Raw genomic sequence first — 18,469 nt, forward strand, 5'->3', positions numbered from 1 at the left:
ATAAAAATAACAAGTAAGGGTAGCAATGAAAACGACTAACCCGCTAAAGTTAATTATATTTTTTGGTCTTATTTGTTTGCTGGTAATGACCCTAAGTCGGTTGGGATTAAGTTTATGGCAATTTGATCGAGTCGCTCAAGTTGATGGCTTTATCCCCGTATTTTTGCAAGGTTTTCGGGTGGATATAGCCACTTTATGTTGGTTATTAGCTCTGCCAGCATTAGGGTCACTGATTTTTGCTACGGGTGGCCGCATCGGTGAGTATTGGCGAACGATCTTACGGTTATATTTAACCCTATTATTGCTGCAAATCGTATTTATTGAATGTTCAACTCCCTCCTTTATTGAAGAGTATGGTCTACGTCCTAACCGTTTATATGTGGAATATCTGGTTTATCCAAAAGAGGTATTCTCGATGCTATGGGCTGGCCGAAAATTTGAAATATTATTAGGTTTAGCTATTGCTGTTAGCACGGTATGGGCTGGCTGGCGTTTATCTGCTGGATATCAAGTCAGCTCACATAAATTTAGCTGGCGCATCATTAATTTATGTTTAGTGGTATTGGTGGTGGTGTGTGGTGCGCGTTCGAGTGTCGGACATAGACCGTTAAATCCAGCTATGGTCGCATTTAGTGTTGATCCACTCGTTAATGGCTTGGTCGTTAACTCAAGTTATTCTGTGCTTTTTGCCATTAGCCAAATGCGTAATGAAGCCGATGCGAGCCAAATATATGGAGATATGGCAACTGATGAGATTATTGATTGGATAAGGCTTGAAGCCGCTCGACATCAAGATCATTTTATTTCTAGCGATTTCCCTTCGTTATCGGTTAATCATCCCTCTGCGCCAGCGAAAGCTAAAAATTTAGTGATTATTCTGCAAGAAAGTTTAGGTGCAAGATTTGTGGGATGTCTAGGTGGTAAACCATTAACGCCCAATATTGATGAGTTATCTAAACAATCATGGAATTTCAATAGGTTGTATGCGACAGGCACTCGCTCAGTCAGAGGTATTGAAGCTATTATTACGGGCTTTACGCCAACACCTGCTCGCTCAGTAGTTAAACTAGGTAAAAGCCAAACTCATTTTTTCACGATTGCCCAGTTGCTAGCAGAGCAGGGCTATCACACTTCATTTATCTATGGTGGTGAAAGTCACTTTGACAATATGCGTAGTTTTTTTCTAGGTAATGGCTTTAATCATATTATTGATGAAGATGATTTTGTGGATCCCGTCTTTAGCGGTTCATGGGGCGTCAGTGATGAAGATTTAATGGTTAAAGCTGACAGTACTTTTAGCCAGCTGCAGCAACAAGGTAAGCCTTTCTTTAGTTTGGTTTTTAGTTCAAGTAATCATGATCCATTTGAGTTCCCAGATGACCGTATTGAGTTATATGAACAACCCAAACAAACCCGAAATAATGCCGCTAAATATGCCGATTATGCTGTGGGTGAATTTTTTAAGTTAGCGAAACAATCCAATTATTGGGATGACACACTTTTTTTGGTGATTGCTGATCATGATAGTCGTGTCGGTGGCGCACAACTTGTGCCTATTTCGCGATTTCATATTCCTGGAATGCTGATTGGTAAACAGATAGATGTACGCCAAGATGACCGATTAGTCAGTCAAATTGATATGGCGCCTACACTATTATCTTTATTGGGCATTACAGCTCATTATCCGATGATTGGTCGAGATTTAACCGCACAAGCTGACGATTGGCCGGGGCGAGCAATGATGCAATATGATCGCAATTTTGCTTATATGCAGGGTAATGATGTTGTTGTATTGCAGCCGAATAAGCCTGTAGTTGGTTTTGAATATAATTTTAATAATCATGATCTTATACCAAAGTCACAACCTGAAAAATTAGCCGATCGCGCACTGGCTATCGCACTATGGGGCAGTATGGCTTATCAAAATAGTTTATATCAAATACCGACTAATTAGGCGTAAGCAGTTAATTTTGCTGCTGGTCTTGGGCTGACTTTAGTTTGATAAAATTGGTTAAGATTGGCACTGATTTTTTGATAACGTTCGCTCAATTCGCGATTGGTAAGTTCGTTGGTGCTGGGTAAAATGCTGATACTCTTTTGCCGAGATTTAGCTGCAAGCGAGAGATCTTGGCGAGATAATACCGGTTTAAATGGTAGCGGGCAGGTTTGCTGCCCCTGTTTTTGGGCATGTTGTCGTTGTTGTTGCTGTTGTTGACCTGCTTGTTGCTGTTTCTCATTAACCTGCTTTTGCTGTAACGACTGCTCAGTGCGCTCATGCTGAGCATTAAACTGGCGCTCTTCATGGGCTTTGGTTGGCTCTTTAGGTGGGATAATCGGTGGCCGTTGCTGGTTATCAAGGCGCGCAGCATCAGTGGCAACGTTAGTCGTTGTCAGTGGCTGCTGCGGATAATGACTGACCAGTAACATATTGGCTCGATAGCTGGTTAATAAATGTGCTAATTCAATGATAATATATTTGCAGTAAAAGTAAATTTTTTAATTGATAAGCAACCACTTATACAACTTTTGTATGCACTCATGACGATGTGAGATAAAGGGAGCATGTGATGCTTTCGCGAGTATTTCATTATCACCATTATCAGGCATCAGTTCGATAACGCGTTTGGGTACCAGTCCATCTAAACGTCCCCAAATGCGCAACCACGGTTGCGATATCTCGCTAATTTGCTGACGAAGATCGACATCTTGTAGCATTTCTAAGCCTTGATTTAGGGCGATAGGTTGGGCTTTAGGTTTAGTTTCTAACAGCTGCTTTAACTGCTTAATATCGGCTCTGGCATCTTCACTGCCCATTGCTTGAATGGCTAAGAAGCGTTCTATGGTTTTGTCAGTATGTAGGCTCAATTGATGTAAAAATTGCTCAAGAATTTTAGGTGCAATCCCCGGCCATTGCTGTGTTTCGTTAGCCATAAAGCAGGGGGATGAAGCCACCGTAATGAGTTTACTCACTTTATTGGGATACTTGATGGCAAGATCCATAGCGACTAATCCACCCAACGACCAACCAAGCACAATTACCTTATCCGGTAACTGCGCGGCAATCATATCGGTCCATTGTGCTAGCCCACCAAAGCAAATCGGGCTGTCGCCAAAGCCCGGCAAGTCAATATTGAGTACCGTATAATGTTGGCTGAGCTCTTGAGCTAATGGGCCAAATACCGCTGAATTGACCCCCCATCCATGAAGTAATACGAGGCTTGGACCTTGTCCTTGTTGTTCTATATGAAGTGGTGCTACTTGCATGGTGAGTGCTCTTGTCAAAATAAGAAACTATGGTACCTAATAATATGAAGTTATTGCCAAAATTATTACAGGCTAAATTATCATATTGGCGTTTATTATTACCTAATCGCTGTATTTGTTGCGGCTTAAAAATTGAAGAGGCGCAAACGGGTTTATGTGGCACTTGTATTACTGCGACCTGTTACCAAACGCCAATTTGCTTAGGTTGTGGTAAACCATTGGATTTTATTGCTGATTACTGTGGCCACTGTTTAGCAAAGCCGCCACTAAAAGTCGTTGCTGCCTGTAGTTATCATGCGGGGCTAGGTGGACATATTGCGTCAATGAAATATCAGCAGCAGTTAGTGGTGCTTAGCCCCTTAATTGATGCTTTAACATTACGCATTAAAGCGCTAGCCAAGCAAGGCGCAATTACCTTACCGCAAGCGATTGTCGCGGTGCCGCTGCATCCCAAAAAATTAGCCTCGAGGGGCTTTAATCAAGCATGGTTGATCGCTGAGGGGTTAGCGCTAAGGCTTAATTTGCCGCTGTGGGATAATCAAGTTGTTCGCTTAAAACAGACGCCTGCACAAGCAGGGCTATCCGGTAAACAACGACGGCAGAATATGCATAAGGCTTTTGCACTACGCTCTGTTTGCCCATATCAACGCATCGCCTTGGTTGATGATGTGGTGACAACTGGCACGACAACCAATGAAATTAATAAACTGTTTGAGCCAGATTATATTGATGTGCAAGTGTGGTGCTTAGCCAGAGCTGAAGCACCATCTTTAAAATAATAATTAATGCAGGCCTTGTGGCATAAAATAGAGGGCGTTATTGATTAGCCTTTCAGATCCTAGCCAGAAATTTCTAAACATTAAGTTATCAGTTATTGCCACTAAAGCCCCTTTACCTTGTTTAACAACGACGATCGCAGGCGTATTGGCAAAAGCATGCTGATATTCATCAGCTAAATAACCACTGCTAAGCGGAGCCGCAGAGTAGCGGGCGGCAACAACAAAAGGCTCATCAATAGGTTTAAAGCCTAACACTTTATTTTTCATTACTTTGAGTTGGTTATCTTGGTAGCCGTATGCTATTGGATGACTGGTGTCTAATTGTAAGTTCACAATCGCGCCGCCAATGGCTTCTTTGGCTTGTAATTGCTTGCGCTCAGCAAAGCTAATGTCGTCAGTGATAAACAGTGATTGATAAAAGCCTTTATGGCGCATCTTAAAAGATAATATGTCATGTTTTTCTAACCAGACTAAAGCCCCTTTCTGCGCGATGATTGTGCCGCCCTGTTGCATAAAGTTTTTAAGCTTTGTTGCACTATTATTGCTGAGGGTACGGTAGTTGCCATCCGCTAAAATAATGTGGCTATAGTCATGTAAATTAAGCAAATTGAAGTGATGCGTATTGATTAGGCTAACATGTTGGCCCAAGGTTTTATCCAAGTGATACCACAACTGACCTACCTCAGTACTTTTAGTACCGCGGTCGCTGAGTATTAGAGGCATGACGGGTTTAATTAACTTAAAGTTTGGGCTGCCAAGATCGCTACCGGTAATGGCTGCAAAACTAGTTGTAGAGACAATATTTAACTTAAATTGCTGATTAAGATCTAAGATTTGTTGTCGCAATTGTTGATTGTCACTAAGAGGGATAATCAAGCTTCCTTCGCTAAAATCAACCACACCTTGTGGCGTGGCTGCACTAAATGCTGAGGTGGCAAATTTAACCCTAATTTGTTGTCGCAGTAATGCTGCTAGCATGGGCGCCGCTCGGTGCTGCTGCCAATCAATCATCAATACCACTGCATCTTGTTGCCACTGAGAAAGCGCTAGGCTTGGCGCTGTATCACTGAGTTGGTTCTGTGTCAGCTTGGCGCTTTTATCTATCTCTAAATCAAAAGCCGCCGCAAGATCCCAGCTTGATACATCGTAAAATGTGGCGTCATCAAATTCGGTTCTTCGGTCAAATAGCGCGAGTACGAGATCTCGTTGTGGTTGGTTGAGCGGAATAAATAAACTGCTAGTTTGTTGATAATCATGCTGTTGCTGGGATTGCGTTGCTGTTAACCATTTAAATGCAATTTGGTGCTGGCTAAGTAGTGATTCTAATTGTTGGCGCATGCCGATGTCATTGGTATCGATTAAGTAACCACGACTAGAAGTGCCTTGTTTCTTGTTACTATTAAAAAAGTCAGTTTGATAATCAATTAAGGTTTGTTTGAGCGCTAAATTGCCCTTTAAGGTCGAAATTGAAGTGGTGAATTGATTATCTATCGCCTTGGTTAACGTCAAAAGGCCATTAACCGTGTTTTGCTGTTGGCCACGGGCGCTAGCTTGTTCGAATAAAACGCCGATGGCACCATTAATATCTGGGTAAGTGGAGCCTTTGCCATAAAAGAAATCATCAAATGATTGTTTTGAATAATAAGCCTGGCCTTTTCGGTCTAGTGCTTGGCGGTGGAAGTTGGCTAACTCATCGGTAATTTGTTGGTTTTTATTGGGCGTTAATGGGTGAGTTCGCAGCGGTACACCTGGCTGAAAGAAGTAACTGGAGTGATGACCCATTTCGTGAAAATCGCCGACATAGTGCGGCTGCCATTTATGAAATAACGCCACTCGTCCTTGTGATTCTGGATGGCGTAAAAACAACCAATCGCGATTGAGGTCTGCCAAATAGTGGTTGAATCGGCCTTTAGCCCAACCTTGCTTGTGTTCTCTATGGTAGGGATCGCCGTGTAATGTTTGATTGCGATTATTGTTCGCCCAATTGGCAAATCGATCCATGCCGTCAGGATTCTGTGAAGGGGTAATCAAAATCACGGCTTGTTCTAATAGTTGCTTGACCCAAGGCTCTTGGCTGGCGGTTAGGTAGTAACTCAGAGCCATTGCAGCATGACTGCCACTGGCTTCATCGCCGTGGATTGAATAGGCTAACCAAATAACCAAGGGACCCTGCTGTGGTTGGCCTGATTTGACCTGTGAACGCGCGAGTAAAATCTGCTTAAGTTTAGCTTGATTGGCCGCTGAGGTTACCACCAAAGTTAACTGTTGCCGCTGTTCATGACTTAAACCGGTATCTTCTAGACTGGCTTTATCGCTTTGTTGGGCTAATTGTTTCAAGTAGACATTAATTTGATCGTGTCGAAGATGCCAAGTGCCGATAGGGTAACCTAGAAATTCAGTGGGCGTTTCAATCTTACTGTCATACATTTTAGCGGGCAGTTGGAAACTGGCCCAGCTGCTCATTGAAAAAAAACTGCATATAAGCGCGAATAAAGGTAGTAGCTGTTTCAACATTCCATTGCCAGATTAGATACTCATTTGCTTAATAAATTAACAGTTTGTCGTTTAAGTGACCAGCCTTGGTTGGGGTTTAAACGAGATCTCGAATTAAAAAATTGGGAACTGATAGAGCTCAGGACTACAACAATGTTACAGAGCGAGGTATTATGTAGTTAATTCTTACTGAAATACTCAGGAATAACCTGATGGAGCCGCAAGCAATGATTACCATTTCCGATGCAGCTCAGGCACATTTTGTTAAGCTATTAGCAGATCAGCCTGAAGGAACTAATATCCGCGTTTTTGTTATCAGCCCAGGTACTGCTTCGGCAGAGTGTGGTGTGTCATATTGCCCACCTGATGCAGTTGAAGCTGATGATATTGAAATTGAATTTAATGGCTTCAATGCCATGGTTGATGAAAAAAGTGCGCCATTCTTAGAAGAGGCTAGCATTGATTTTGTGACTGACCAATTAGGTTCACAATTAACGCTTAAAGCGCCTAACGCTAAAATGCGTAAAGTGGATGACAATGCGCCATTAAAAGAGCGTGTTGAATACATGATCCAAGCTGAGATTAATCCGCAGCTTGCTAGTCACGGTGGCCACATCATGCTAGTTGAAATCACTGAAGAGGGCATTGCAGTGCTTCAATTCGGCGGTGGTTGTAACGGTTGTTCAATGGTTGATGTGACCTTAAAAGATGGTATTGAAACACAGATGCTAGATCGTTTTGCTGGTGAGTTAACTGGCGTACGTGATGTCACTGAACACCAACATGGTGACCATTCTTACCAATAATTGATTATTGTGTACAATATAAAAAACGCAGCTTAAATAGCTGCGTTTTTTTATGTCTTTAGGCTTTAAAAGTCTGACTAAATTTATAATGAAGCAATAGGGTTAAGCTACGTGCGAACATAAAGCAGCTCATTGCTAACCATAATGCATGATTCCCTTGTGATTGGAATAACCACCAAACAGGGAAGAACACACCAATACTGGCAATAATCATACTATTACGCATAATTCGGCCTTGTGCTGCACCAATATAAACCCCATCAAACAGATAACTGCAAAATGACAGAACCGGTAGAGCAATGACCCAAGGTAAATAGGCTAATGCGGTTTGTTTTACTGCATCGATATCCGTCATTAAGTCGATAAATGGAGCACCAAAAAGCCAGAAGAATAGACTAAAGCAGACGGCGATAATAGCAGACCATAACCAAGCGAGAGTGACTGCATCACGCATCTGCTGGCGATTATTTTGACCATAACTACGGCCAACTTCTGCTTCTGCATAATAAGCGATACCGTCTAAGGCATAAGAGATTAATAACATCAGGTTTAATAGCACAGCATTGGCGGCTACCGTTGCATCACCTAAGCTGGCACCATGTAAGGTCATAAATGCAAAGGTGACTTGCAAACATAAACTTCGAATAAAAATATCGCGATTTAATCTGAGTAATTGACCATAACCTGAAAAGTTAAGATGTTTTTTAAGTTGGTCTATATGGAAGTTACTGTCTTTTCTTAATTGGCCCGTGACCATATAGCTCGCCACAATAAAGCCAACAATATCAGCACATACTGATGCCCATGCAGCCCCTTTTACGCCCCAATCAAACACTAATACGAATAATAGATCGAGAATAACGTTAGTTAAGTTAGCAAAAATTAATTGCCACATAGCCGCTTTAGGTTGTTGTCGGCCTAATAGCCAGCCCAGTAAAGCAAGGTTCATTAATGCAAATGGACTCGACCAAATACGAATAGAGAAATATTGCTGACAATAAAGTTGTACCGCTGCACTGGCATCTGAAAAACTTAATGCTAGCTGTAAAATAGGCCATTGAAGTAGAATAACCGCGCTGCCAAGCAATAACGCTAAGCTGCAGCTTTGAACTAATAATTTATATTGTTGGTCATTATTTTGGGCACCATATGCTTGTGCGACTAAGCCTGTGGTTGCCATGCGCAAAAATCCGCATAACCATAATATAAGGGTAATAATCATCGACCCTACAGCGACGCCACCAAGGTAATAGGCATCGCTTAAATGACCAACTACAGCGGTATCGACCAAGCCTAATAATGGGATGGTGATATTCGACAAGATCATCGGTAAGGCTAATGCTAATAATTGCCGATTTTTTTGTTTATTAAATAATAATTGAGCCGCTGTCATAATTCTCTTGAGGTTAATAATTAAATGATTAAGACCCTATTAATTGGGCTTTTATTGCTTGCATGCACGTCTGCTCAAGCTGCGGTTATTTTGCAGTATCATCATGTATCTGCAACGACGCCAGCATCAACCAGTGTGACGCCGAAACAATTTCGTGAGCAGATGCAGTATTTATACGACCATCAATTTAACGTGCTGCCATTATCAGACATAGTTAATGCGATAAAGTCACAACAGACTTTACCAGCTAAGACGGTGGCGATTACTTTTGATGATGGCTATCGCAGCATTGCTACAACAGCGCATCCTATTTTAAAGGAATATGGTTTTCCCTACACCTTGTTTGTATCGGTTGAACCCATTAAGCGTAAATATGGCAACATGATGACGTGGAATGAGTTAATTGAGTTGTCTAAAGATGGTGCTGAAATTGCCAATCATAGTTGGGGACATGAACATTTAATCCGCCGCTTACCGCAAGAAACACAAGCGCAATGGATAAAACGGATTGAGCAGAATATTGATCAAACTGAAGCCGCTATTGCAGAGGCTACTGGACAAAATTTAAAAATGTTGGCTTATCCTTATGGCGAATATAATGCTGATATAGAGGCTATGTTGGCGAAAAAAGGTTATGTCGCATTAGGCCAGCAATCAGGCGCTGCAGGGATCTATTCTTCATTAACGGCCTTACCAAGATTCCCGGTTGCAGGTGTTTATGCCAATTTAGATACGTTAAAGGTTAAGCTGAATAGCCTTAATATGCCTGTAATTAATCAAAATACGAGTAATCCTGAACTCACTAAAAACTGGCGCCCTAAACTTATCGTGACCTTGGATATGACAGATATTTATCCGCACCAAATGATGTGTTTTATTCAAGGGCAAGGTGCGCAAAAGCCATTATGGTTAGGTAAAAATCAATTTAGTATTCAAGCAGAAACTGACCTGCCAGCAGGACGCTCTCGTTACAACTGTACTGCACCAAGTAAAACTAAATCGGGTTATTACTGGTTTTCACAAGCTTGGGTGCGTCCTTTTGATGATGGTTCATGGCCCAAAGAATAGCGAAATAGTAGAGAAATAAGATAAAAGGCATCATTAATGATGCCTTTTATCTTTGTGTATGCAAGAGCTTAGTAATAATCAATAATGCGCTGCATATCTTCAATCAGTGCATCTGGATTAAATGCCCCTATACCGCCAAGTTCTGATGGCGAGGGTTTTAAAATAGCAACTCGTTGGCCTTGTGGTGAAATAACCACTAAGCCGCTGCTATGGTCAACATCATAATTTTCACCTTCACCTACCATGGTATAGATAAAACCAAGCTGCCGACTAAAAGGAAATAGATCAACATGGGGCCCGTGTAGTGCAATAAAAGCAGGATTAAAGAATTCAATATATTGCCTTAATTTAGCTTGGTCATCGCGCTTAGGATCGACTGATAAGAAAATAAATTGAATATCTGCGAGTTGTTCTAACTCAGGATAAGCCGCCGTCAAATTGGTCAGTGTGGTCGGGCAAACATCCGGGCATGATGTATAACCAGCAAAGATTAAACTCCATTTTTTTTTAAATTGCTGTTGCGTGAATGGCTCCCCATATTGATCGGTTAAGACAAAAGGGGTGATATTTGTCGGTTGGTCATAGAAATAGCCACTGATTAAAGTGGGCTTCTCACTACTTACTAGCCACTCTTTAGCGACAATACCTAAAATAAAAGTACTTAATAGTAATGCGGCAATTACTAACTTATTTTTCATATACGAGCCTATACCCAAAAATAGTGATCGACCAATAATGCAATAAACAACAGCATTAATTGATAAATAGAATATTTGAATACATTCATCGCTAAACCGGGACGGTCAGCATATTTTAATTGCCAAGCTTTATAGATAAAAATTGAACTTAAAATACTTGAGCTAACAAAATAGATTGGGCCGCTCATACCGACTAATACTGGCAGTAAACAGGCTAACGTCATTAATATGGTGTAAAGCAAGATACAGGTTTTAGTAAATTCAATGCCATGGGTGACAGGTAGCATAGGAATATTTACTTTGGCATAGTCATCTCTGCGGTGGATAGCGAGTGCCCAAAAATGGGGCGGTGTCCAAGTAAAGATGATAATCACTAATAGCAATGCATGACCATGCAGCTCATTGGTCATTGCTGTCCAGCCTAGAAGTGGTGGCATTGCCCCAGCTAATCCGCCAATCACAATGTTTTGCGATGTAGCACGTTTTAAATAGCTGGTATAAACCACCGCATATCCAAGTAGACTCGCTAAAGTTAGCCATGCCGTTAGTGGGTTGGCCCACAGATATAAAATGCCAAATCCGATGATTGCCATACTGATAGCAAACACTAAAGCCTTATTGGCACTGACTTTACCTTTAGGAAGTGGGCGATTGTAGGTGCGAGCCATTTGCGCATCAATCTGGCGATCAATTAAGTGATTCATTGCTGCGGCAGCACCAGCCATCATGCCTATTCCAATCATTCCGGCTAAAAGTGGTTGCAAGGGTAAAGCGCCCGGCATCGCCAAACACATTCCCACTAATACGGTGAGTAACATGAGTGCAACCACTTTGGGCTTAGTCATTTCGAAATAGGCACGCCATTGCCAATCAAACTTAATATTCGGGCGAGTCAAGCTAATCGGTTTGGCCATAATGGACTCCCTATGCTTTACGCCAAGTAGCGTAATTTAAATAAACAAGATTGAGTAATAATAAAGCGGCTATAGCGTTATGTGCGACAGCAATGGCAAGTGGTAAATTGAGTACGATATTGCTAATACCAAGTGATATTTGCAGTGTTAATAAGACGAATAAGTAGATAGCCGCTTGGCGCATCATATTTGAATGCGCGTGACGAAATAGTTTGATAGCAAGTGTTAATAACACGATAGCGGTGATCATGGCACCAATACGATGACTGATATGAATAGTCATTCTGGCAGGATACTCTAATACACCAAATTCAAAAGTTTGGTGAGTGCCTTGGTCGATACTAAATGCTTGTATAAAATCAAGTTTTGAATACCAGCCAGATTCGCATAAAGGTAATTCTGTACAAACTAATGCAGCATAATTAGTTGAGGTCCAACCGCCTAAGACGATCTGAATAATAAGTACTAATAATGCAATGAGCGCCAGAGGTGCTAATTTTCGAGCGCCAATATCACCACCAGGAATTCGCAATGGTTTAGTCCGTAAATACAATATAAAAAGCAGTGAGAAAATCGTAAATCCGCCGACCAAATGCAACATGACAATAAATGGCATTAATTTCATGGTGACAGTCAGCATACCTAGTGCGGCTTGAGCTATTACAATAATAGCGATGAATAATGGCAGTACTTTAGGGGCATGATCTTGTTTCCAGCTCATGATTAATAGCGCTAATATCACCAGCCCAAGTAAACCGGCAATATAACGATGTATCATCTCTAGCCAAGCTTTATCTGCTTCAACCGGGCGCTCGGGAAAAGCTAACTCAGCCGAGGTTATATCTTCATTTTCTGACGGCACCATTAATTGACCATAACAACCTGGCCAGTCTGGGCAACCAAGTCCAGCGTCAGATAGACGTGTGTATGCCCCCAGCATGATGACGAGTAAAGTTAGTACCAGACTGAATTTTACTAATCGATTCAATCTCATTAACCAACCCTTGAAAGCTTAAGTAATTTTCGCAAGTCACTGAGAATCGCTTTACCTTGTAATATTGCTTGTTGATGTTCTGGTTCTAATTGATAGCGCATAACCAGTTGCCCCAAAGGATCTACAATCACGATTTGCTGCCCTACAAATTCAACCAAGTCATTGGAGGCATAGCCAAATAGCCACTGTTCTAGATCATTGACTGCGGGATCACTGCTTTGAGTGAGAAGAAGCGTTGGTTTGACGCGAGATTGATATGGACCGAGTGCAGTGTGACTTTGTTTTATCACGTATAAGTTAGTCTGACATTGTTGATTACAGTGCTGGGGAACAATATAAAATAGTTGCCAAACACCTTGTTGAGGATTCGTCATGGCAAAAGACTGGTAATGAGTTTCAGGTGTGATCAGTTTGCCTTGGTTGGTACTGCCACCTTGATAAAAATTTAATTCAAGAATAATTTTTGCGGCAATAACAGGCACAGCAAATACCAATAAAATAAGTATTAACTGGCGACGACCTTTACGTTGTGGGGAGTCCATATGCTCTCCTCTTGTTAATAATATTAGTGCCCAAAAAATCCTAAGATATAGTGTTAACCTATACTGACTCGATAAGTATGGCAATGTATTTATTGATTATTTTTTGTTCTACCCTTGAGTTTGAATAACACCACTAAAATGATAAATGCAGCAGCTAAGCCAAACCATTGCACTGCATAACCTAGGTGTTTTTTGGCTGGCATTGGAATGGGCTTCCAAGGTTTCACCAGCTGATTAAATTGGCCTGCCTGCAGTTGTAGCGCAAAAGGCAAAATGGGCTTATTAAGTTGTTGGCTAAGCAGTTTGATATTTAAATTTTGAATACGTAATGACTGCGCAAAAGGTTCTGCGAATAGTTGATAGCTGACTGGATTTAACTGCTTTTGATAAAGCTTGCCCTCGATCACTATTGGGCTAGGAATACGCTTTATCTTAGGGAGTTTACTGCGGTCATGTTGGCCAGCAATAAAGCCAAGCTCGACCAGTAATAGCGGCGCATGAGTTTCAATTTGCATTAATTGGTAGACTAAATAGCACTTGACCTTGATAGGTTTGATTATCTAAATAAATTAATGGGCTATAACTGGGGCTAACCGTGGTTTTAGCTTGGTATCCGGTTACATCAGTCGTCAGCGTTAATAATTGTTGTGAGGTTAGGGGCGGCTTATTAGCTCTTAATGCATAGTCAGCTGCTAATTGTTGTTTATGTTGCGCTCTATCTAGCTGCCAAAATCCTAGCTTGACCAATAATAAGAACAAGGCCAAAGTAATAACTGTCAGTAGTAACGACAACCATTTTCGACCCACAACAGGAGCGGTTATGTCGGTAGCATTGTTATTTAAACTGGTTTTATTACTGCTATTGTTTTTCATTATTTTTAATTTAGCTCGAGCCTTATTTATGATGGTGAGAGGTAAAACACAGCGACCAATGAGTGACTATCTTGGTCGCCGAGTGTTGTTTTCCGTTATTGTTGTGGTGGTGCTTTTATTGGCATTAAGCTCAGGCGTCTTAATGCCTAATGTTCGTCCCTACTAAAGTACATAAACGAAGATAAATAGGCAGAGCCATACCACATCCACAAAGTGCCAATACCAACTACCCGCTTGAAAGGCAAAGTGCTGCTCAGGGCTGAAATGTCCTTTGAGTACCCTAACAAATAGAATAATCAAAAACACCGTTCCTAAAGTCACGTGCATGCCATGAAAGCCCGTTAATAAGAAGAAAGTATTACCATAGACACCTGCATCTAAAGTTAATCCCATCACTTGATACGCGTGAACATATTCTTCAACCTGTAAGGTTAAGAAGGCAATCCCGAATAGAATTGTTGCGCCTAGCCATAGCTTTAAGGGGGTACGCTTATTTTTTTCTAATGCAACGTGGGCAAAGTGCAATGTAATTGACGAGATTAACAGTAAAATTGTGTTGTATAAGGGTAATCCGGTCCACGGCATTGCTTGAGTTTCTTTGCCATCGGGAGTCATGATTAATGGCCATATGGCTTCAAACCCCGGCCAAAGTAGCGCGTGGGTCATCTCATTGTTTGAACCTCCGGCTAACCATGGTACTGACACCATTCTGGCGTAGAATAATGCGCCAAAAAAGGCGGCAAAGAACATCACTTCAGAAAAAATAAACCAACTCATTCCTTGTCGGAAGGAGCGGTCTAACTGCTCTGAGTACAATCCTTGTTGCGATTCGCGGATTACATCTCTAAACCAGCCAAACATCATAAAAATAATGACGGCAATACCCGCGGTAAGAATATAGCCGCCACTTGATTGGTCATTGTTTAATTGTTGTACATAAAACCCTGCGCCAAAGGCGATTAGAAATAACCCCACAGCACCAACAATGGGCCAAATACTTTGGGCGGGGACATAATAATTTTGAGGTTTAGTAGTCATCTTGCTGCTCCTTGAGTGAGTGCAGTACCGAGATGACGCTCGGTGATGTCATAGAGGGAGTAAGACAGAGTAAGGGTATTGATATGCTCAGGTAATGCGTTATCTACATAGAATATTAGTGGTAGATCAGCACTGCTATTGGCATCAAGAGGTTGTTTATTAAAACAAAAACACTCGGTCTTATTAAAGTATGCTGCGCCTTGCCCTGGTGAGACAGAGGGCACTGCTTGGCCAATAATATGAGTGCTACCGTTATTGATTGCTGAAAATGAGGTTCGGATTAATTCACCCGGATGAACCTGCATCTTGGTGACTGTGGGTTCGAACTCCCATGGCATACCATTTTGCACATGGGAGATAAATTCGATGGTCACTAAGCGATCGGTATCTATAACGGTGGGCTCATACACTGCTGCATTAGCATTGGTTTTGCCATTAATGCCTAGTTGCTCGCATAACACATCATAGAGCGGCACTAGTGCAAAACCAAAACCAAACATGGCTACAGCACCCAATAAGAGTAATTTAACCAGCTTTTTATTCGCAGCAGTTTGACTCATTTATTTCACCTCTGGAGGTGTGCTAAATGAGTGATATGGCGCAGGGCTTGGGATTGTCCATTCTAACCCTTCAGCTCCTTCCCACGGTTTTGCGGGGGCTTTCTCTCCGCCTTTAATACACTTTAGGACAACAGCTAAAAAGATTAATTGGGATAAACCAAAGGCAAATCCACCAATAGATACGATTTGGTTTATGTCTGCAAATTGCACCGCGTAATCAGGGATCCGTCGCGGCATACCCGCTAAACCAAGGAAATGCATAGGGAAAAACAGCACGTTAACGGAGATTACGGAGCACCAAAAATGCAGCTTGCCTAAGCGCTCATCATACATATGGCCAGTCCACTTCGGTAACCAGTAATAAGCAGCAGCCATAATTGAGAATATCGCGCCAGTCACTAGTACATAATGGAAATGAGCGACGACAAAATAGGTATCATGATATTGGAAATCAGCAGGGGTAATGGCGAGCATCAAGCCAGAGAAGCCACCGATAGTAAATAAAATGATAAAGGCGATTGCAAATAACATGGGCGTTTCAAAGGTTATCGAACCACGCCACAGGGTTGCTACCCAGTTAAAGACTTTTACCCCAGTCGGCACCGCGATTAACATGGTGCAGTACATAAAGAATAGTTCAGCAAATACAGGCATACCTGTAGTGAACATATGATGCGCCCATACTAAGAAGGATAAAATCGCAATACTGGCTGTGGCATAAACCATTGAAGAATAGCCAAATAGCTTTTTACGACTAAATGCCGGAACAATGGCTGAAATAATACCGAATGATGGCAAAATCATAATGTACACTTCTGGGTGACCGAAGAACCAGAAAATATGCTGGAACATCACCGGATCGCCACCGCCAGCAGCATCAAAAAAGCTGGTACCAAAGAATTTATCAGTTAGTACCATTGTCACTACGCCGGCGAGTACGGGCATCACGGCAATTAACAAGAAAGCGGTGATTAACCAAGTCCATACAAACAGTGGAAGTTTCATCCACGTCATGCCCGGAGCACGCATATTGACGATAGTGACAATGACATTGATGGCACCCATTATTGAACTGATGCCCATAATGTGGACTGAGAACACAAAGAGTGCGGTACTGTCATTACTATAAGTTGTGGATAGTGGCGCATAGAAAGTCCAACCAAAGCTAGGACCGCCCCCCTCCATAAAGAGTGAGCCTAACAAAATCAGAAAGGCGAAAGGTAAAATCCAAAAACTCCAGTTATTCATTCTTGGCAGTGCCATATCTGGCGCACCAATCATCATAGGGATAAGCCAGTTAGCAAGACCGGTAAAGGCAGGCATTACCGCACCAAATACCATAATCAGACCATGAACTGTCGTCATTTGATTAAAGAAATTTGGGTCAACGAGTTGTAAACCTGGTTGGAACAATTCGGCACGAATGACCATCGCCATTGCACCGCCAATAAAGAACATGATTAAACTAAACCAAAGATAAAGACTGCCTATATCTTTATGGTTAGTGGTGAGTAACCAACGCATTATTCCTTTCGGTGGCTGGTGGTGGTCATGCTCCTGATGCGCTTCAGGTTGGCTATCGATTTCGGGAGTCAGCGTTTTCATTTTGCCTCCTGCTTAGCGTGATTATTGATATCTGCGGCTTGTACCATATCGCCAGTATCATTGCCCCAAGCGTTTCTTTCATAGGTGATGACAGCAGCGAGTTGTTGTGCGGTAAGTTGTTTAGCAAAAGCTTGCATCGCAGTACCTGCTTTACCATTGATAACCACATCGAGATGCTGATTGAGCATATCTGTCTGAGTTGCTACAGCACTGTCTTTCAGCGCAGGGAATACACCAGGAAGTCCCATACCATTAGGTTGATGACATGCAGCGCAGCTGGCGAGATAGACAGCTTCGCCTTCCGTCATCAATTGTTCCATTGATAGTGTTTGACTGAGGGCTGCCTGAGCTTGTGCCTTTTCAGCCTCAGCTGTTTGCTTTTGAGCGCTTAGCCAAGCTTCATACTCTTGTTCTGAAACGGCTTTGACAACAATGGGCATAAAACCATGATCTTTACCGCAAAGCTCTGCACACTGGCCTCGGTAAGTTCCGGGCTTATCGATTTTGGTCCAAGCTTCGTTAATAAAACCGGGGTTAGCATCTTTCTTTACTGCAAAAGCGGGTACCCACCATGAGTGGATGACGTCATCAGAGGTCATTAAGAAGCGGATTTTTTTATTAATTGGCAGCACTAAAGGTTTGTCTACTTCAAGTAAATAATGCGGACCTTTTGCCTGTTGGTTTTCGATTTGTGCTCTAGGAGTAGACAGTAAAGAATAGAATTCAATATCCTGGTCGAAATAGCGGTAGTGCCATTTCCATTGTGAGCCAGTGACCTGAATAGTGATATCTGCATTGGTTGGATCTTCCATCGCGATTAGGGTTTTAGTCGCAGGAATTGCCATTAAAATGAGGATGATAAATGGAATAACGGTCCATGCTACTTCAACCTTGGTGCTTTCATGGAAGTTCGCAGCTTCTGCACCTTTTGATTTTCGATGATAAATCAATGAGTAAATCATCACAGCAAAGACGACAACACCAATAGCACAGCAAATATATAGAATGGTCATATGCAGGTCATATACCCGTTCACTTATATCTGTTACACCACGTGTCATATTGAGCGGCATCTCTTCCGCCAATGAGGCTGGTGTTATTATTAACGCCAGTAATATAAACAAGTTGCGTATCACAAGACATCTCCTCTGTTCATTGCAACTGCAATTACAAGGAAAAGTCACACAGTAATTCATAGCCCTATGCAAACTTTTTCGGTTTCCCAAAAAGCAACGATGGCTTCAAAGTGCTGGCATAGTGATATTTCTATATCTATTTGGTGGTAACTTGCTCTGCCTGCACCTACATCTGAGCACTATCTGCTTCAATATTTTTGAAAAATAGTAACTTAGTGTTAATTCTTAATTGATTGTTATATCAACATAGAGCTAACTAACCCTAACCTACCATTGTTTAAATATTGATCAAGAATGTTTTTTTTG

The 18,469-nt window shown here is 41.8% G+C and carries 18 protein-coding genes and 1 pseudogene; 5 read left to right on the forward strand and 14 right to left on the reverse strand.

Going from position 1 to position 18,469, the window contains the following annotated elements:
- The first annotated feature begins 25 nt into the window (after positions 1-25).
- A complete protein-coding gene (locus JCM15074_RS12435; RefSeq protein ID WP_025821493.1) occupies positions 26-1,954 on the forward strand; it encodes an LTA synthase family protein in 1,929 nt (642 codons plus the stop codon).
- Here the strand turns inward: JCM15074_RS12435 and JCM15074_RS12440 are convergent.
- Both JCM15074_RS12440 and bioH read right to left on the reverse strand, forming a co-directional pair.
- A complete protein-coding gene (locus JCM15074_RS12440; protein WP_025821494.1) occupies positions 1,951-2,427 on the reverse strand; it encodes a hypothetical protein in 477 nt (158 codons plus the stop codon). The genes JCM15074_RS12435 and JCM15074_RS12440 overlap by 4 nt on opposite strands.
- 69 nt (positions 2,428-2,496) lie before the next feature.
- Positions 2,497-3,264 carry a pimeloyl-ACP methyl ester esterase BioH gene (gene bioH, locus JCM15074_RS12445; protein ID WP_148300790.1) on the reverse strand — a complete coding sequence of 256 codons (768 nt, stop codon included), beginning with the start codon at positions 3,262-3,264 and terminating at the stop codon, positions 2,497-2,499.
- 44 nt (positions 3,265-3,308) lie between these two features.
- On the opposite strand from bioH, the gene JCM15074_RS12450 reads away from it, so the two are divergent.
- The gene (locus JCM15074_RS12450; RefSeq protein ID WP_148300791.1) at positions 3,309-4,043 is read left to right on the forward strand and encodes a ComFC family protein; all 735 of its coding nucleotides are present in this window, start codon (positions 3,309-3,311) and stop codon (positions 4,041-4,043) included.
- A gap of 3 nt (positions 4,044-4,046) precedes the next feature.
- Here JCM15074_RS12450 and JCM15074_RS12455 read toward each other — a convergent pair whose 3' ends face one another.
- Entirely contained in the window at positions 4,047-6,506 is a 2,460-nt protein-coding gene (locus tag JCM15074_RS12455; protein ID WP_234400223.1) for a M14 family zinc carboxypeptidase, read from the reverse strand.
- Positions 6,507-6,763: 257 nt separating this feature from the next.
- Between JCM15074_RS12455 and nfuA the strand changes: the two genes are divergently transcribed.
- Entirely contained in the window at positions 6,764-7,342 is a 579-nt protein-coding gene (nfuA, locus tag JCM15074_RS12460; RefSeq protein ID WP_025821498.1) for a Fe-S biogenesis protein NfuA, read from the forward strand.
- A gap of 58 nt (positions 7,343-7,400) precedes the next feature.
- Here the strand turns inward: nfuA and JCM15074_RS12465 are convergent, their stop codons facing one another.
- Positions 7,401-8,735, reverse strand: a complete 1,335-nt coding sequence (locus JCM15074_RS12465; RefSeq protein ID WP_025821499.1) for an MATE family efflux transporter — start codon at positions 8,733-8,735, stop codon at positions 7,401-7,403.
- A 24-nt stretch (positions 8,736-8,759) separates the two neighbouring features.
- Between JCM15074_RS12465 and JCM15074_RS12470 the strand changes: the two genes are divergently transcribed.
- Complete coding sequence (locus JCM15074_RS12470) at positions 8,760-9,803, forward strand: polysaccharide deacetylase family protein (RefSeq protein WP_025821500.1); 1,044 nt, start codon at positions 8,760-8,762, stop codon at positions 9,801-9,803.
- 68 nt (positions 9,804-9,871) lie between these two features.
- On the opposite strand, the gene JCM15074_RS12475 is transcribed toward JCM15074_RS12470, so the two are convergent.
- The 6 genes from JCM15074_RS12475 to JCM15074_RS25260 form a co-directional block, all read right to left on the reverse strand.
- Entirely contained in the window at positions 9,872-10,501 is a 630-nt protein-coding gene (locus JCM15074_RS12475) for an SCO family protein (protein WP_025821501.1), read from the reverse strand.
- 8 nt (positions 10,502-10,509) lie between these two features.
- Positions 10,510-11,415 carry a heme o synthase gene (gene cyoE, locus JCM15074_RS12480; protein ID WP_025821502.1) on the reverse strand — a complete coding sequence of 302 codons (906 nt, stop codon included), beginning with the start codon at positions 11,413-11,415 and terminating at the stop codon, positions 10,510-10,512.
- A 10-nt stretch (positions 11,416-11,425) separates the two neighbouring features.
- Entirely contained in the window at positions 11,426-12,409 is a 984-nt protein-coding gene (locus tag JCM15074_RS12485; RefSeq protein WP_025821503.1) for a COX15/CtaA family protein, read from the reverse strand.
- Entirely contained in the window at positions 12,409-12,951 is a 543-nt protein-coding gene (locus JCM15074_RS12490; RefSeq protein WP_025821504.1) for a redox-active disulfide-containing membrane protein, read from the reverse strand. Before JCM15074_RS12490 ends, JCM15074_RS12485 begins: the two co-directional genes overlap by 1 nt.
- A gap of 89 nt (positions 12,952-13,040) precedes the next feature.
- The gene (locus JCM15074_RS25255; RefSeq protein ID WP_051536891.1) at positions 13,041-13,466 is read right to left on the reverse strand and encodes an SURF1 family protein; all 426 of its coding nucleotides are present in this window, start codon (positions 13,464-13,466) and stop codon (positions 13,041-13,043) included.
- Positions 13,456-13,824, reverse strand: a complete 369-nt coding sequence (locus JCM15074_RS25260; RefSeq protein ID WP_084267001.1) for an SURF1 family cytochrome oxidase biogenesis protein — start codon at positions 13,822-13,824, stop codon at positions 13,456-13,458. Before JCM15074_RS25260 ends, JCM15074_RS25255 begins: the two co-directional genes overlap by 11 nt.
- On the opposite strand from JCM15074_RS25260, the gene JCM15074_RS12500 reads away from it, so the two are divergent.
- On the forward strand, positions 13,772-13,990 hold the full coding sequence (locus JCM15074_RS12500; protein ID WP_025821505.1) for a DUF2909 family protein: 219 nt from the start codon (positions 13,772-13,774) through the stop codon (positions 13,988-13,990). The two genes, JCM15074_RS25260 and JCM15074_RS12500, sit on opposite strands and share 53 nt — an antisense overlap.
- Here the strand turns inward: JCM15074_RS12500 and JCM15074_RS12505 are convergent.
- From JCM15074_RS12505 to coxB, 4 genes and pseudogenes are all read right to left on the reverse strand, one after another.
- On the reverse strand, positions 13,987-14,862 hold the full coding sequence (locus tag JCM15074_RS12505; RefSeq protein ID WP_025821506.1) for a cytochrome c oxidase subunit 3: 876 nt from the start codon (positions 14,860-14,862) through the stop codon (positions 13,987-13,989). The two genes, JCM15074_RS12500 and JCM15074_RS12505, sit on opposite strands and share 4 nt — an antisense overlap.
- On the reverse strand, positions 14,859-15,422 hold the full coding sequence (locus tag JCM15074_RS12510; RefSeq protein WP_025821507.1) for a cytochrome c oxidase assembly protein: 564 nt from the start codon (positions 15,420-15,422) through the stop codon (positions 14,859-14,861). The genes JCM15074_RS12505 and JCM15074_RS12510 overlap by 4 nt, the downstream gene beginning before the upstream one ends.
- Complete coding sequence (ctaD, locus tag JCM15074_RS12515; RefSeq protein ID WP_025821508.1) at positions 15,423-17,027, reverse strand: cytochrome c oxidase subunit I; 1,605 nt, start codon at positions 17,025-17,027, stop codon at positions 15,423-15,425.
- A 2-nt stretch (positions 17,028-17,029) separates the two neighbouring features.
- Positions 17,030-18,160: pseudogene (gene coxB / locus JCM15074_RS12520) on the reverse strand (cytochrome c oxidase subunit II); the annotation flags it as partial.
- Positions 18,161-18,469: the final 309 nt, after the last annotated feature.

The organism is Shewanella marina JCM 15074 (assembly GCF_000614975.1).
Taxonomy (GTDB): Bacteria; Pseudomonadota; Gammaproteobacteria; order Enterobacterales; family Shewanellaceae; genus Shewanella; species Shewanella marina.

What these genes read in the sequence shown, in the direction of transcription:
- JCM15074_RS12465 (WP_025821499.1), bottom strand. Translation starts at nt 8,735, where the DNA reads ATGACAGCGGCTCAATTATTATTTAATAAACAAAAAAATCGGCAATTA.
- JCM15074_RS12450 (WP_148300791.1), top strand. Translation starts at nt 3,309, where the DNA reads ATGAAGTTATTGCCAAAATTATTACAGGCTAAATTATCATATTGGCGT.
- JCM15074_RS12470 (WP_025821500.1), top strand. Translation starts at nt 8,760, where the DNA reads ATGATTAAGACCCTATTAATTGGGCTTTTATTGCTTGCATGCACGTCT.
- cyoE (WP_025821502.1), bottom strand. Translation starts at nt 11,415, where the DNA reads ATGGCCAAACCGATTAGCTTGACTCGCCCGAATATTAAGTTTGATTGG.
- JCM15074_RS25260 (WP_084267001.1), bottom strand. Translation starts at nt 13,824, where the DNA reads ATGAAAAACAATAGCAGTAATAAAACCAGTTTAAATAACAATGCTACC.
- JCM15074_RS12500 (WP_025821505.1), top strand. Translation starts at nt 13,772, where the DNA reads ATGTCGGTAGCATTGTTATTTAAACTGGTTTTATTACTGCTATTGTTT.
- ctaD (WP_025821508.1), bottom strand. Translation starts at nt 17,027, where the DNA reads ATGAAAACGCTGACTCCCGAAATCGATAGCCAACCTGAAGCGCATCAG.
- JCM15074_RS12505 (WP_025821506.1), bottom strand. Translation starts at nt 14,862, where the DNA reads ATGACTACTAAACCTCAAAATTATTATGTCCCCGCCCAAAGTATTTGG.
- JCM15074_RS12475 (WP_025821501.1), bottom strand. Translation starts at nt 10,501, where the DNA reads ATGAAAAATAAGTTAGTAATTGCCGCATTACTATTAAGTACTTTTATT.
- JCM15074_RS12490 (WP_025821504.1), bottom strand. Translation starts at nt 12,951, where the DNA reads ATGGACTCCCCACAACGTAAAGGTCGTCGCCAGTTAATACTTATTTTA.
- JCM15074_RS25255 (WP_051536891.1), bottom strand. Translation starts at nt 13,466, where the DNA reads ATGCAAATTGAAACTCATGCGCCGCTATTACTGGTCGAGCTTGGCTTT.
- JCM15074_RS12455 (WP_234400223.1), bottom strand. Translation starts at nt 6,506, where the DNA reads ATGAGCAGCTGGGCCAGTTTCCAACTGCCCGCTAAAATGTATGACAGT.
- nfuA (WP_025821498.1), top strand. Translation starts at nt 6,764, where the DNA reads ATGATTACCATTTCCGATGCAGCTCAGGCACATTTTGTTAAGCTATTA.
- JCM15074_RS12435 (WP_025821493.1), top strand. Translation starts at nt 26, where the DNA reads ATGAAAACGACTAACCCGCTAAAGTTAATTATATTTTTTGGTCTTATT.
- JCM15074_RS12485 (WP_025821503.1), bottom strand. Translation starts at nt 12,409, where the DNA reads ATGAGATTGAATCGATTAGTAAAATTCAGTCTGGTACTAACTTTACTC.
- bioH (WP_148300790.1), bottom strand. Translation starts at nt 3,264, where the DNA reads ATGCAAGTAGCACCACTTCATATAGAACAACAAGGACAAGGTCCAAGC.
- JCM15074_RS12440 (WP_025821494.1), bottom strand. Translation starts at nt 2,427, where the DNA reads ATGTTACTGGTCAGTCATTATCCGCAGCAGCCACTGACAACGACTAAC.
- JCM15074_RS12510 (WP_025821507.1), bottom strand. Translation starts at nt 15,422, where the DNA reads ATGAGTCAAACTGCTGCGAATAAAAAGCTGGTTAAATTACTCTTATTG.